Source organism: Acidovorax sp. GW821-FHT10E04, assembly GCF_059415185.1.
On the sequence record NZ_JBWKMT010000002.1, the window covers coordinates 250,960 to 264,419 of the forward strand.

Annotated in this window: 18 protein-coding genes; 17 read left to right on the top strand and 1 reads right to left on the bottom strand. The window is 63.2% G+C overall.

Going from position 1 to position 13,460, the window contains the following annotated elements; genetic code table 11:
* Window positions 1–87 precede the first annotated feature (87 nt).
* The 6 genes from AC07OC_RS06100 (at window position 88) to AC07OC_RS06125 (ending at window position 4,774) form a co-directional block, all read left to right on the top strand.
* Window positions 88–375: a hypothetical protein gene (locus tag AC07OC_RS06100; RefSeq protein WP_494600528.1), complete on the top strand. Its 288-nt coding sequence runs from the start codon at window positions 88–90 to the stop codon at window positions 373–375.
* Window positions 368–1,315, top strand: coding sequence for a hypothetical protein (locus tag AC07OC_RS06105; protein WP_494600529.1), 948 nt, complete (start codon window positions 368–370; stop codon window positions 1,313–1,315). The genes AC07OC_RS06100 and AC07OC_RS06105 overlap by 8 nt, the downstream gene beginning before the upstream one ends.
* A 50-nt stretch (window positions 1,316–1,365) precedes the next feature.
* Window positions 1,366–2,871: a DEAD/DEAH box helicase gene (locus AC07OC_RS06110; RefSeq protein WP_494600531.1), complete on the top strand. Its 1,506-nt coding sequence runs from the start codon at window positions 1,366–1,368 to the stop codon at window positions 2,869–2,871.
* On the top strand, window positions 2,868–3,803 hold the full coding sequence (locus AC07OC_RS06115; RefSeq protein ID WP_494600533.1) for a PriCT-2 domain-containing protein: 936 nt from the start codon (window positions 2,868–2,870) through the stop codon (window positions 3,801–3,803). The genes AC07OC_RS06110 and AC07OC_RS06115 overlap by 4 nt, the downstream gene beginning before the upstream one ends.
* Before the next feature lie 348 nt (window positions 3,804–4,151).
* Complete coding sequence (locus tag AC07OC_RS06120) at window positions 4,152–4,325, top strand: hypothetical protein (protein ID WP_494600535.1); 174 nt, start codon at window positions 4,152–4,154, stop codon at window positions 4,323–4,325.
* On the top strand, window positions 4,322–4,774 hold the full coding sequence (locus AC07OC_RS06125) for a hypothetical protein (protein WP_494600537.1): 453 nt from the start codon (window positions 4,322–4,324) through the stop codon (window positions 4,772–4,774). Before AC07OC_RS06120 ends, AC07OC_RS06125 begins: the two co-directional genes overlap by 4 nt.
* Window positions 4,775–4,975: 201 nt before the next feature.
* Here the strand turns inward: AC07OC_RS06125 and AC07OC_RS06130 are convergent, their stop codons facing one another.
* Window positions 4,976–5,389, bottom strand: coding sequence for a DUF8243 domain-containing protein (locus tag AC07OC_RS06130; protein ID WP_494600539.1), 414 nt, complete (start codon window positions 5,387–5,389; stop codon window positions 4,976–4,978).
* Window positions 5,390–5,773: 384 nt separating this feature from the next.
* Between AC07OC_RS06130 and AC07OC_RS06135 the strand changes: the two genes are divergently transcribed.
* From AC07OC_RS06135 to gp17, 11 genes are all read left to right on the top strand, one after another.
* Window positions 5,774–5,956, top strand: a complete 183-nt coding sequence (locus tag AC07OC_RS06135) for an HNH endonuclease (RefSeq protein WP_494600995.1) — start codon at window positions 5,774–5,776, stop codon at window positions 5,954–5,956.
* A gap of 99 nt (window positions 5,957–6,055) precedes the next feature.
* Window positions 6,056–6,376 carry a hypothetical protein gene (locus AC07OC_RS06140; RefSeq protein ID WP_494600541.1) on the top strand — a complete coding sequence of 107 codons (321 nt, stop codon included), beginning with the start codon at window positions 6,056–6,058 and terminating at the stop codon, window positions 6,374–6,376.
* Window positions 6,376–8,076 carry a terminase large subunit gene (locus AC07OC_RS06145; RefSeq protein WP_494600543.1) on the top strand — a complete coding sequence of 567 codons (1,701 nt, stop codon included), beginning with the start codon at window positions 6,376–6,378 and terminating at the stop codon, window positions 8,074–8,076. Before AC07OC_RS06140 ends, AC07OC_RS06145 begins: the two co-directional genes overlap by 1 nt.
* Window positions 8,073–9,443, top strand: a complete 1,371-nt coding sequence (locus AC07OC_RS06150; protein WP_494600545.1) for a phage portal protein — start codon at window positions 8,073–8,075, stop codon at window positions 9,441–9,443. The genes AC07OC_RS06145 and AC07OC_RS06150 overlap by 4 nt, the downstream gene beginning before the upstream one ends.
* Window positions 9,379–10,143 carry a head maturation protease, ClpP-related gene (locus tag AC07OC_RS06155; RefSeq protein WP_494600547.1) on the top strand — a complete coding sequence of 255 codons (765 nt, stop codon included), beginning with the start codon at window positions 9,379–9,381 and terminating at the stop codon, window positions 10,141–10,143. The genes AC07OC_RS06150 and AC07OC_RS06155 overlap by 65 nt, the downstream gene beginning before the upstream one ends.
* A gap of 117 nt (window positions 10,144–10,260) precedes the next feature.
* A complete protein-coding gene (locus AC07OC_RS06160) occupies window positions 10,261–11,559 on the top strand; it encodes a phage major capsid protein (protein WP_494600549.1) in 1,299 nt (432 codons plus the stop codon).
* A gap of 48 nt (window positions 11,560–11,607) precedes the next feature.
* Complete coding sequence (locus tag AC07OC_RS06165) at window positions 11,608–11,982, top strand: hypothetical protein (protein ID WP_494600551.1); 375 nt, start codon at window positions 11,608–11,610, stop codon at window positions 11,980–11,982.
* A 4-nt stretch (window positions 11,983–11,986) separates the two neighbouring features.
* Entirely contained in the window at window positions 11,987–12,313 is a 327-nt protein-coding gene (locus tag AC07OC_RS06170) for a head-tail connector protein (RefSeq protein WP_494600553.1), read from the top strand.
* 1 nt (window position 12,314) lies between these two features.
* A complete protein-coding gene (locus tag AC07OC_RS06175) occupies window positions 12,315–12,632 on the top strand; it encodes a phage head closure protein (RefSeq protein ID WP_494600555.1) in 318 nt (105 codons plus the stop codon).
* Complete coding sequence (locus AC07OC_RS06180) at window positions 12,629–13,069, top strand: HK97-gp10 family putative phage morphogenesis protein (protein ID WP_494600557.1); 441 nt, start codon at window positions 12,629–12,631, stop codon at window positions 13,067–13,069. Before AC07OC_RS06175 ends, AC07OC_RS06180 begins: the two co-directional genes overlap by 4 nt.
* Complete coding sequence (gp17, locus tag AC07OC_RS06185; protein WP_494600559.1) at window positions 13,066–13,422, top strand: tail completion protein gp17; 357 nt, start codon at window positions 13,066–13,068, stop codon at window positions 13,420–13,422. The genes AC07OC_RS06180 and gp17 overlap by 4 nt, the downstream gene beginning before the upstream one ends.
* The last annotated feature ends 38 nt before the right edge of the window (window positions 13,423–13,460 follow it).

Genomic DNA, 13,460 nt, shown 5'->3' on the forward strand with positions numbered 1-13,460 from the left:
ATTCATCAAGTCCTGCATCCGCCTGCGCTCGATCCGCCTGGCGCTGTGGGTTGACCAGTACGACGCGCACGAACCGAAGTTTTGACCATGTACCACCAACACCCACTATCGAATGTCTGGCCATCCATGCCGGTCCACGTCTTTGAGCGGTTTCGGGATGGTGTCGTACCAGCGCCTCCGGTGGTCCTTCGCGCCATGCTCGAAAGCGAATGGTTCAAGGGGCTCAAGAAGTCTCAGCGCGCCATGTATGTGGTGACGTGGTTCCACTGGTTGAAGCGCGGGAGCAATCAACACAAGCGCATTATTCGAACTGATACCCCTCGCTATGCGGCCGAGTTGGCTCAGGCGGCAACCGAAAGGGCTGCCCGTGCTTGATTTGGATCTGATCCGCATCGATGGCGACACCCAGTCGCGCGAAATGATCGACGAGGCCGTGGTGGCCGAGTACGCCGAGGCCTTCAAGGCAGGTGCGCAGTTCCCGCCCGTGAAGATCTTTTTCGATGGCGTGGACCGTTGGCTGGCTGACGGATTCCACCGCTATCACGGCGCCCGTCTGGCGGGTCTGACCAAGATCTACGAAGACATCACACCCGGCACCCGTGAGGATGCTCAACTCTACAGCTTCGGGGCCAATCCAAATCACGGGCTACGTCGCACCACTGCGGACAAACAGAAGGCCATTCGTGGCGCCTTGATCCACCCTGCATCCAAGCACTGGAGCGACCGCAAGATCGCCCAGCACTGCCACGTTTCAGACAAGACGGTGGCGGCTGCCCGTGCGGCTATCTGCGGAAATTCCGAAGATGCGGCATCGGCTGAGCGTACGGTAACTCGCAACGGCACAACGTACCAGCAGAACACTGCCAAGATCGGCCGAATGCCAGCGCCCGCACCGGCAGATGCTGGACGCACCAATACTGCGCCGCCAGCATCCGACGCGCACGGCGCGGCCGTGGACATGGACGACCGCCGAGGCATCGACCCGGCGCCAGCCCCGCAGCCAGAGGTTTCGCCCGCATCTTCGGCACAAGAGCCTCCGCCGCCCGAATACACCGAACTGGACGCCGCGCGCGACCAAATCGCCGACCTGCAGGCAGCTCTGGCGCTGGCGAACCTTGGCGATATGCCCGAGGCTGACCGAAACCAGGCCGCCGAGCTGATCGAGCACCTGCAGTGCGAGGTGAAGGGGCTCAGCGCGCAGCTGCGCACTGTCACCAGCAGCCGCGATTTCCTCATGCAGGAGAACACGCAGATGAAGCAGCAGCTCGCCGCCCAGCGCCGCGAGATCGACCGTCTGAAGGCGGTGGCTGCGTGATGGAGCAGGCCACGTCACCGGCCTTTGATGGTGACCGTCAGGAGTCCCCTATGCAACCCTTGCAACTTCGCCGCTACCAATCCGACAGCGTGGAGCGCCTGCGTGATGGCTTCCGCGCGCGGCATGTGCGCCAGGTGCTGGCCGCGCCCACCGGGGCCGGCAAGAGCCGGATCATGGAGCACATGATCAAGTGTGTGCAGGAGAAGCGCACTCGGATCATGTTTGTGTGCGAGCGCCGTGTGCTGGTGGAGCAATTCTCAAAGCACCTGGACCGTGCTGGCATCGAACACGGCGTGTTGATGGCAAAACATTGGCGGTTTCGCCCGCACCTGCCTGTGCAGATCGCCAGCGCGCAGACGCTGGAGCGCATGGAGACGCTGCCGCTCGTGGACCTCGTGTTCATCGATGAGCTTCACGCGTGCCTGCGCAAAAGCATCATCAACATGATGGTGAGCCAGCCGAACCTGCGCATCGTCGGGGCAACGGCGACACCGTTTCATCCCGCCATCGGCACGCACTTCACCAACGTCGTGAGCGTCACCACCATGGCGGCGCTGGTTCGTGACGGCCACCTTGTCCCTTTCCGCGTCTTCGTCGCACGCGAGGTGGATACCAGCGGCGTGCCACTGGTGGCCGGCGAATGGAAGAAGGACGAACTCGAAGAGCGTGGCCGCAGGATCGTCGGCGATGTGGTGGCCGACTACGTGCGGATCTCGCACGAGGTCTTCGGCGAGTACCGCAAGACCATTTGCTTCAGTTGCGGGGTTCAGCACGGCGCGGAACTGGCCCAGCGGTTCAACGAGGCCGGGATCAACGCGGTTCAGATCAGCTCCAACGACGAGGACGACTACCGGGATCAGGTGCTCGAAGAGTTCGCGCGCCCGGATACCGACATCAAGGTCGTGATCAGCGTCGCCATTCTGAGCCGGGGCTTCGACCAGTCCGACATTGATCACGTCATCCTGGCCCGCCCGTTGAAGAAGTCCTTCAGCGAGCATGTGCAGATGGTGGGCCGAGGTGCCCGCATGCACGACGGCAAGAAGCTGTGCGTGATCCAAGACAACAGCGGCAACTGGCTGCGCTTTCAAGACGACTGGGACAAGCTCTACCACCACGGCGTTGAGGCCCTGGGCCCAGGCACGGACACAAAGCCGAAGAAGGAGCCAAGCGAAGCGCAGAAGGAGGCTGCAAAGTGCCCGAATTGCTCCGCGCTGTGGCCACCCAAGACCGACACCTGCGCCCACTGCGGGCATGTTCGCGCGCGCGGCAACGACGTGCAGGCTGTCGCCGGGGAAATGATCGAGGTGGGCAGCACGAAGCCTGCCACAGCTGAGAAGTACAGCGCCGACTACAAGCGGTCGTTCTACGCCCAACTTCTGGGGCACGCGCTTGAGAAGGGCCACAACCCCGGCAGCGCCTACCACCGCTATATCGAGAAATTCGGCGTTGGCCCGGCTGGTCCGAAGCCTGATCCCGAGCCTATGGGCGATGAGGTACGCCGATGGCTGGTGAGCCGCAACATCCGGCGCGCAAAGGGGAGGGCGGTTGCAGCATGACCGACCGCATCCGCGACGCACTGCAGTACCTGGCCCATGACGACCGCGAGGTCTGGATCATGGCGGGCATGGCCATCAAGCACGAGCTGGGTGAGGATGGCTTTGACATCTGGGACACATGGAGCCAGCGTTCCGACTCCTACGAGTCCAAGGCGGCCCGCGTGTCCTGGCGCAGCTTCCGGGGCTCCGGGGTCACCATCGGCTCGCTGTTCCACGAGGCCCAGGCGGCCGGCTGGAAGTCCGCCGAGGACGACAGCTATACCCCGCCCACCGAAGCGCAATTGCAGGCCCAGCAGCAGGCCCGCGACGCTCGCCTAGCCGCCGAGCAGGCGCAGCGCGCCCAGGATCAGGCCCAGGCCGCCCGTAAGGCTGGATGGATCCTTCACCAGTGCAAGCACGAGCAGCACGCTTATCTGCATTCGAAGGGCTGGCCCGAGGCCACCGGTAGCGTGTGGTGGCCGTCCGAGGAGCAGAACCTGCTTTGCATTCCGATGCGTGTGGGCCGCGACTTGGTGGGCGTGCAGCTCATCGACCGTCGCGGCGAAAAGAAGTACCTGAAGGGCCAGCGCACGAGCGGCGCCGAATACTGCATCAGTAATCCCGGCCACTGGGCTCTGGACTGGTGGGTCGAGGGCTACGCCACGGGTCTTAGTCTGCGCGACTGCTTGCACGCGCTGCGCATGCGCTACCGCATCCACATCTGTTTCAGCGCTGGGAATCTGAAGCGCATGGCCACCGTGGGGGTGGTGGTGGCCGACAACGACGAGAAGAAGACCGGCGAGGAGGCCGCCAAGGCTACAGGCCTTCCGTACTTCCTGCCACCACCAGGGGACCTGAACGACATGCACAAGGCGCAAGGCGTCTTTCGCACCTCGCAGACGCTGCGCAAGTGGCTAAGCAGCATCCAAACACGCCAGGAGGCCGCTGTGTAGCACCCACCTTTGCAACCCATGCCAGCGGCTGGATACGCGGGGGCATGGGCCAAGAAAACGGCTACCCGGAATGTGCAAAGCCGAAACGTGGGTGGATTACCTAGAGCGTGCGCAGGGTCCCGATGCAGGGGCTGTAAGTCTGGGTTACCCGCTGGGGCGCATCGGCCACCACGGGGCGCTGAAACGCTGGGCTAACTGCCACTGCCGATAGCGCAAGCCACGCCTCCCAGGTTCCCCTGGGTAAGGGGTGGTATGCGCAGTCCACCGGGTCTTCAGCCTTGCCGTAGAGAGATACAGGGGGTTGATGTGCAGACAGAGCCAGCGGTGAATTTGGAGGAGCACAGGCGCGTGATGCTCGCCCACTGCGTGAAGTTGGCCCAGGTGGACAAGGCCTACGCGTGGTGGGCGGCGAAGCGGTACGCAGCGGAGTCGGAGGGAGTGCTGGCGGATCTGCCGCAGCAACTGACCGACGCGATGAACGGGAACCAGGCGCAGGGCGCCGCGATAGAAGGAGCTACATGAGCAGATGCGACACGATGGAAGGTTTTGTGGAGGAGCGCCCCGTATTCAAGGCGCCGAAGCTCATGAGCGGGCGCAAACAGGCGATGCCGCTAGAACTGCGCGATGCCGATGAGCTGCTAGAGCGTTATGGCCGATGGGCCCAAGACCGCTACCAGAAGCGCCGCTGCGCCAGTGCAGAGGGTCAATACGTCCCACCGCCGAAGCGCGGACAGGACGATGAGCCAATGCAGCCGTTCATGGCGGACTGGAGCGCGATGAAAGTCCAGCATGCCCTGGTTGTTGTGCCCATGCAGTACCGCCGTGTACTGCAGGCCTACTACATCCCCCAACGTCGTCCCCACCATGCAGTGCGCCGCGGGTTGAAGATCAGCGCTGGAACTTGGGAGCAGTCGCGTATTGAAGGTCTTAGAAGATTTTGGTCTGCCTACTTGCGCAGCTTGACAAAGTAGTGCACAATCGCGCCATATTCCGCGACACTGTGTCGTGCGCCTCGGTTGCCCAACGGCAGCCGCAGGTGCGACCAAAGCAAAGCCCCGAAGCAGTTCTGCCCGGGGCTTTTTGCTTGGCTTCAGAAAATGTATTTCCTGCTAAGTCAGGCAGGACTAGAGTTCGAGTCCCCCATGTGGGCGCATGGCGAGTGGATTTATCTACTAAATAGAAATTGGGTCGCGACAGAGATAGCTACTTGGCATCCCATACATTATTTTTCGACCAGTAACCCTGGAGCAAGCCGAGCATCGCATCGAGCGAGCTTGATTAATAATTTTCTTCGAGCCTATCAATGTGTGAAGCACAAACGATTTTGGATGTTGAGCATCTATCAATGCGGTGAATACGAAGTCATAGAAAGTAAGGTTCCGTCCACACTCGCAAACTTCCTTTTCAAGATAGAACTCTTCGTGAGAAAGAGTACCTTGCCGTGCATCAAGCAATCGCTCGATTTTTTCCAAATCGTCCATATCTGATTTGGTGTATTTCGTTGGGTCGTTGAAGTCGTGGGCCGCAGCGGTTTTGGTGAATGTTTCAGCGTCAACAGATTTGACGTTCATGTAGTCATACTGCATTAACTCTCTCCTTTGAAAATTTTGGCGTCTAGTATTGGCTGGCGCTTTTTTTCCGTAGCGGGGGGAAATGCTAGCTTGACTGAGCGTGCCCGCACGACTAGGCGTCTTCAATGACCAAGGGAAACTGGCACAAGGCTCACCGTGAAGGGAGACTCCTACGAGAGCTCGGTGCTGGGAAGCGAACGGCAGGCCCTGTCCGCAAGGGCAGTCCGAAGGGCCATTCGATTGGAAAGGGCTGTAGACATGGGAACCCGCCCGCGCATCGCCGCCGCCCCCCAGCGGATCCAGATGGTGCAGAGCAAGCAGATTGCCCGGGCCCCACGCATCGCCGCTACGCCACGCACACGCGGCCGTAGGTGGATGACTCGCCGCGAGCGCTGGCTGATGGCGAACCCGCTGTGTTCTGCGTGCGAAGCGGAGGGCAGAGTGGTCGCAGGCCGGGATGTGGATCACGTCGTTCCGCTCTGGAAAGGTGGAGAGGATGAGGAGACCAACTACCAAACCCTGTGCAAGCCGCACCACGCAGCAAAGACGGCGCGGGAGGCAGCTGAGAGGGCGAAGGGGTAGGGGGTAGGTCGATCTCTGAAGCCTTTTGGCTGGAAACCCCGCTGTTCCCCACGCGCGGAAAATTTCTCCCGCATTCAAATTATTCAAATGGAGTAGGTCATGCCCGGAGTGAAAGGACGGAGCGGCGGCGCCCGTCCTGGGGCTGGCCGTCCAAAAAAAGACCCTGCCGACGATCTGACGATTGCCACCAGCGGCAAGCAGACACCGGCCGAGTTTCTTGCAACCGTGATGAACGACAACATGGTGGCCGACAAGCTGCGGATCGATGCGGCGAAGGCGCTGCTGTCTGCTGAGGTGCGCCGTGCTGAAAACGGGGGCAAGAAGGAGGCCAAGACTGCAGCAGCCAAAACTGCGGGTGCTGGGAAGTTCGCATCTGCCGCTCCGCCAAAGCTAGTAGCTGCTGGCGGTAGGAAAGTCTGATGCCCGAGTGGTCTACAGCGTGCCCAGATTGGGCGGATAGGCTGCGCTCGGGTCGCTCAATCATCCCGCCACCGATCTTCCCTGAGGAAGCGGAGGCGGGCCTGGCCGTGATGCGTGAGCTGCGCATTGTGGATGCGCCGGGCAGCCCGAGAATTGGTGATGCCAGCGGGCAATGGGTGTTCGACTTGGCGGCGTCGATTTTCGGGGCTTATGACGCGGAAAGTGGGCGGCGGCTTATCACGGAGTGGTTCGTGATGCTGCCCAAGAAGAATTTCAAGTCGGGGCTGGCCGCCTCGATCATGCTGACAATGCTCATCCGCAACTGGCGGAAGTCGGCGGAGTTCACGATCCTTGCGCCCACCCTGGAGGTGGCGAACAACAGCTTCGGTCCCGCAAAGGACATGGTGCTCTACGAGGAGGCAAGTGAGGGCGAAGACGCCTACAGTGAGCTTGCCGATCTCGTGCATGTTCAAACGCACGTCAAGACCCTGACGCACCGGGGAATGAACTCGACGCTGAAGGTGATCGCGGCAGACGCCAACACCGCGGCGGGAAAAAAATCCGTCGGCACCCTGATCGAGGAACTGTGGCTGTTCGGGAAGCAGGCGAACGCAAAAGACATGCTGCGCGAGGCTACCGGCGGTCTGGCGTCGCGGCCCGAGGGTTTCGTCATCTACATCACCACGCAGAGTGATGAGCCGCCGGAGGGTGTCTTCAAAGAGAAACTGCAGTACGCACGCGATGTGCGCGACGGCAAGATCATCGATCCGCAGTTTCAACCGATCCTCTTCGAGCACCCGCTAGAGATGGTCAAGAGCGGCGAAGCCAGGCAACTCCAAAACCTGCCGATGGTGAACCCGAACCTCGGGTATTCGGTGGACCGGGCCTATCTTGAGCGTGAGTACCGGAAGGCCGAGGCTGAGGGCGAGGCGTCTCTGAAGGGTTTCCTGGCCAAGTACGGAAACGTTGAGGTTGGCCTGAACCTGCGCAGCGACCGCTGGGCCGGCGCGGACTTCTGGGAGGCTGCTGCCATCCCGGTATTCACGCTTGAGGAACTTCTCACGCGCAGCGAGGTTGTGGACGTGGGAGTCGATGGCGGCGGGTTGGATGACCTGCTCGGGCTGTCGGTGGTGGGGCGCGAGATCGAAACTGGCCGCTGGCTGTCTTGGGGCAGGGGTTGGATCCACCCGATTGCGCTTGAGCGGCGCAAGTCGGAGGCCGCCAAGTACCTGGACTTCATCAAGGCTGGCGACCTGGTGCTGGTGAAGCGCGTCGGCCAGGATGTTGAGGAGGTCGTGGTGCTCGTCTGGCAGATCGTGGTCTCCGGCCTGCTCGACAAAGTGGGTGTCGACCGCCTGGGCCTTGGTGCCATCTACGACGCGCTGGTGGGCACGGAGGACGAGCCTGGGCCCGTGACGTCGGACCAGGTGGTGGGCATTCCGCAGGGATACCAGCTCAACGGGGCGATCAAGACGGCCGAACGCCATGTTGCCGCCAAGAAGCTTGTGCATGGCGGGAGTGCCCTGCTGGCATGGTGTGTGGGGAACGCCAAGACCGTGATGCAGGGCAACGCAATCACGATCACCAAACAGGCCAGCGGCGTCGGAAAGATTGATCTGCTGATGGCTCTTTTCGATGCTGTCTACCTGATGGCACTCAACCCTGAAGCGAAAGCCGAACCCGGAATCGTCGTCCTATGAGCACTTGGTACAACGCGGACCGCGTGAGCCAGCCGGGCAGCTCCATCCTCACGGCATGGAGGGCTGACCGCCAGGCGCAGCGCGCGAGCAACGCCGTCACTCCGGTCTCGGAGATCACGCCAAGCACGGAGATGTTCAACATCCTCACCGGGTACATGCCCGGTAGCGCCGGGGTGCCTGTGAATGAGCACACGGCCATGACATCCTCGGCGGTCTACGCCAGCGTGGGCCTGATCGGTGGGGCCATTGCGGCGTTGCCGTTCCACATCTTCAAGCGCCTGCCCGAGGGGCGGGAGCGTTACGACAGCGACCTTTGGTATCTGTTCAACGAGCAGCCTTGGGAGAACTGGACAGCGGCCAGTGCCTGGTCGTGGGCCGCGCAGTCCATCGCCCTGCGCGGCGACGGGTTCTGGCGCATCCATCGCGTGACCCCCTACAGCAACCAGATTCAGGGCTTCGAGCCTCTGCACCCGGGGTGTTGCACGCCGCGGCGCGAGAACGGCCGCACGGTGTATCTGGTGGTGGAAGAAGACGGCACCATGGTCACAGTGGATCAGGCCGACATGCTGCACTTCCCAGGCATCGGCTTCGACGGGCTGCGCAGCCTGACGCCGATCCGCTCGGCACTGCGCAATGGGGCGGGAATCGCGCTGGCGGCAGACGAGTTCGCCGGGGCGTTCTTCAAGAACGGCGCCCGCCCCGACTTTGCGCTCAAGACGGACAAGTCGCTCAACAAGGAGCAGGCGGAGTTGCTGCGCACGACGTGGATGTCGCGGCACCAGGGCCCGTCAAATTCCCATCTGCCAGCCATCCTGACCGGCGGCCTCACGGTGGAGAAGCTGACCATGAGCGCCGAGGACGCCCAACTGCTGGCGACACGGAAGTTCCAGGTCGAAGACATCGCCCGGATCTTCGGCGTGCCGCCGCACATGATCGGCTACACCGAAAAGACCACCAGTTGGGGGACCGGCGTCGAGCAGATGTCGATCGGCTTCGTGCGATACACCCTACGGCGCTATCTGGACAGCATGCGCCAGGAGGTGAACCGCAAGGTCTGGCCAAAGTCGCGGCTCTTCTTTGCAGAGCACAACACCGACGCGCTGCTGGAAGGCGATGCCAAGGCGCAAGCCGAGTTCCTGAGCAAGGCGCTCGGCGGACCCGGCGCACAGGGCTACATGACCGTGAACGAGGTGCGCCGCCTCAAGAACCTGCCGCCCATTGAGGGTGGCGACAAGCTGGTGTGGGCCGGCAAGGGCGCCGAGCAAGGTGCAACTGAACCGGCAAAACCGGAGAAGGACGAAGATGAATCCGACGATGACACCACTGGCGAAACTGTTCGCGAGCAACCGGCGTCGCGGCCGTTTTGAGATCGCAGCCAAGGCCGATGAGAAAGAGGCCACGGTCTACCTGTACGACATGATCGTCGACAGCGATGCTGACGCGGAGTGGTGGGGTGGCGTGTCCGCTGAGTCGTTCGTGCAGCAGTACGCCGCGATCAAGGCGGAGACGATCCATCTGCGCGTCAACTCGCCGGGCGGCTCGGTGTTCGGGGGGCGATCCATGGAGCAGGCCATCCGCCAGCACTCGGCAAAGACCATCGTGCACGTCGACGGTCTGGCGGCCAGCGCCGCATCGTTCCTCATCATGCCGGCCGCCGAGATCCGCATGGCGCCGGGCTCCTTCATCATGATTCACAAGGCGTGGTCTATCGCCATGGGCAACGAGGACGACTTCCGCAAGCAAGCCGATTTGCTGGGCCAGATCGACGCATCGCTGATCAAGACCTACGCCAAGCGCACCGGCATGGACGAAGGCGAACTGACCAACATGCTCGCTGCCGAGACGTGGATAGAGTCTGCTCGCGCGATGGAGCTCAAATTCGCCGACGCCGTGGAGGAAGACGCGCCGCGCTATCAGATCACATGGGACCTATCGGCATTCAAGGCGGCGCCAGCGAAGGCCACCAGCCCGGCGCCAGCGCCTCGCCCCCCGTCTGCGGCCACCCGACCCCAGCCGGATCGCGAGGCCATGCGCCGCGATGTGCTCAAGGCCCTGATCCCGGCCTGACGCAACCCCACTCGAGCAACCCAAGCCGCCCACCGAGGCGGCTTTTTCGTTTCCGCCCCTCGCTCCCGCGGTGGGCTTAACCCAGGCCGACAGGCCGCACCTGAGAAAGAGAAAGCCATGACCAAAGGCATTCACGCCCTGCGGGAGCGTCGCGACGCACTCGCCCAGAACCTGCAAAACCTCGTGGACAAGGACAAGACTCCCGAGTGGAAGCCGGAGCACCAAACCCAGTACGACACCGCTATGGCCGAGATCGGCGACATTGACTCGCAGATCAAGCGGCACAACGACGCGATGAACGCCATTGCTGCGGGTGCACTGGAATCTGCCCAGCGTGGGCAGGTGACCGACGATGCCCGCGACCAGTTCACGCGTACACCGGGCGCCCAGCACAACGCCACCGAATCCCGGGCGCTGCGTGCCTACCTGGTGGGCGGTATGGCAAACCTGGGGCAGGAAGACCTGCAGCGCGTGCGCGCCCGGCAGGCTGGCGAGATCGCCCAGGCCATGGCGCTGCCGCAGGCGGCGATGTCCACCACGACCCCGGCAGAGGGTGGCTACACCGTGGCGACGGAATACTTCCGCCAACTCACCGAGGCCATGAAGCAATTCGGCGGCATCCGCGCGGCAGCCTCGGTGATCCAGACCGGCACAGGCGCCCAGATGAACTTCCCCACGGCCGACGCTACGTCGGAAGAAGGGGAGATCGTTGGGCAGAATGCCGCTGTCACCCTTGGTGAAACTACCTTCGGCAACCTGTCGATGGACGTGTACAAGTATTCGTCCAAGAAAATTGCCGTGCCTTTCGAGCTGATCCAAGACTCGATGTTCGACATCGAGGCCTACATCAACTCGCTGCTGGCCCTGCGCATCGGCCGCATCACCGCCAAGCACTTCACAATCGGCACAGGCACCAGCCAGCCGCATGGCGTAGTCACGGGCGCATCCGTGGGCAAGACGGGCACCACGGGCCAGACCACCAGCGTCACCTACGACGACCTGGTTGATCTCGAGCACTCTGTAGATCCAATCTACCGCGTGGGCTCCAAGGTCGGCTACATGCTGCACGACAGCTCGCTCAAGGTGGTGCGCAAGATCAAGGACACCCAGGGCCGCCCGATCTTCGTGCCCGGCTATGAGCAGGGCAACCCCGGCGGCGCTCCTGACCGTCTGCTGAACCGCCCCATCTTCATCTCCCAGGAGATGCCGGTGATGGCCGCCAGCGCCAAGTCCATCTTGTTTGGCGACTTCAGCAAGTACCTGATCCGCGAAGTGATGGACCTGACGCTGTTCCGCATGGCCGACAGCAACTTCATCCTGAACGGCCAGATCGGTTTCGTGGCGTTCAACCGCCAGGGCGGGCGCCTGATCGACGTGGGTGGTGCCGTGAAGCACTACGCCAACTCCGCCACCTGACGACCCCAGGCCCCGGCAGCGTCCAGGGCCGCTTCTGGAGATACCAACATGGCAAAGAACCCACCCAAGGCGGCTGCGTCCGATGCGCCCGCCCCCACAGCGCCCGCCGCGGACGCGCCACTGGCCGATGGGGCTGAGGGCGTGCACGATGCGACCGCTTCAGCAGGCGACGCTCCGGCAGCGCCCGGGAGCGATCCCGGAGCTACCGGCGCTCCGCCCCCGGCCGAACCCGGTTCGACCATCAGCGCCCTGGTGCAGGTGGACACGCACATCGCCGGAACGAACTACCCGGCAGGCGTCGTGATCGACGGCCTGCCGATCTCCTTGGCGGAGCAGTACGTCGGCTCCGTGGATCCGCACCCGGAGGCCGTGGCGCACGCCATCGTCGCCGGCGCACGCGTGCTGCAGTTCACCGAGGCCTGACGTCATGCCGAAGGTCAGCGTCGCGGACGCAAAGCTCCACCTGCGGGTGGACGACAACGCGGAAGACTCGGTGATCACCGGCTGGCTGGCGGCGGCATATCTGGCCGCTGAGGGCGTTGTCTTCCGCAAGGTGTACGGCGCCGCGGGCGATATTCCTCCGGAGGACACCACGGGCATCGTGACGAACGAGGCGATCAACGCGGCGGCGCTGCTTATCCTGGGTCACTTGTACGCCAATCGCGAAGCCACAACGGCCACGCAGGCAGTGGAGGTGCCCATGGGAGCGCAGTGGCTGCTGACCCCGTACATCAACACGGGCGGGGGGTTTTGACATGCAAGCTGGGTCTTTGCGAAACCGCATCACCATCCAGCAGCAGACGCGAACGCAGGACGCCGGCGGCCAGCCGCTGGACGTGTGGACCGATATGACGATCATTTGGGCGGACATTCGAGGCGGTACGGGCCTGGAGACCATCAAGGCCGGCGCCGTCACCTCCACCCGGCAGGTCTCCATCCGCACCAGGTACCGCCTCGACATCACGAACGCCATGCGCGTGGTCAGTGGCGGCGTCATCTACGGCATCCAGGCCGTGATGCCTGACCTGATGGGCAAGAAATACGTGGACCTGGCCTGCGAGGTGATCACATGAGCCGCACCAGCATGTCCGCCAGCTACGACTTCTCCAAGCTGGACGCCAGCCTGGACAGGATCGCGAGGGCGGCCGAAGAAAGCACCCGCCCTGCGGCGCAGGCCGGTATTCAGGAGTTCTACAACGAGGCCCGCGCCCGGTGCCCGGTGTCCGATGCCGCGCACGGGCGCAAGGGCGGTCAACAGTTCGCACCCGGCAACCTGCGCGATTCGATCTACCAGGCCTACGCCGACGACGAAAGCACTCGGGCCCGGTCGGTCTACCGCACCAGCTGGAACAAGAGGAAGGCGTTCTACGGAACGTTTGTGGAGAACGGAACCAGCAGGATGGCCGCGCAACCCTTCCTGCGGCCCGCATTCGACGCGGCGCGGGGCAGGGCGGCCCAGGCCGCCCGCCGCCGCATGCTGGCCGATGTGAAGAAGGTACTGAAGTCATGAGCGCCGATACCACCTTCCTTGCGGCCCTGGGCGGCCTGGTCGCCAACCGGGTATATCCCGACGTGGCGCCACCAGAGTCTGGGTTGCCGCGCATCGTCTACCAGCAGGTCGGCGGCGTGTCCCCCGTGTATGCCGAAGGTGAGCTGCCTGTCATTGAAAACGGCCGGTACCAGCTGGCGTGCTGGGCCGCCACGCGCCTGGAGGCGATCTCCCTAGCGCAGGAGGTGGAAGTAATCCTGGTCGAGCACCCGGTGCTGCAGGCAGAACCCCAGGGCGCCCGCAACTCGGTGGTCGAAGAAAGCACCGGCTTGCGCGGTTGCCGGCAGGATTTTTCCATTTGGTCGCCACGGTAGCACCCAGCCATTGAGCAGGGCCGCAAGGCCCACCCCGC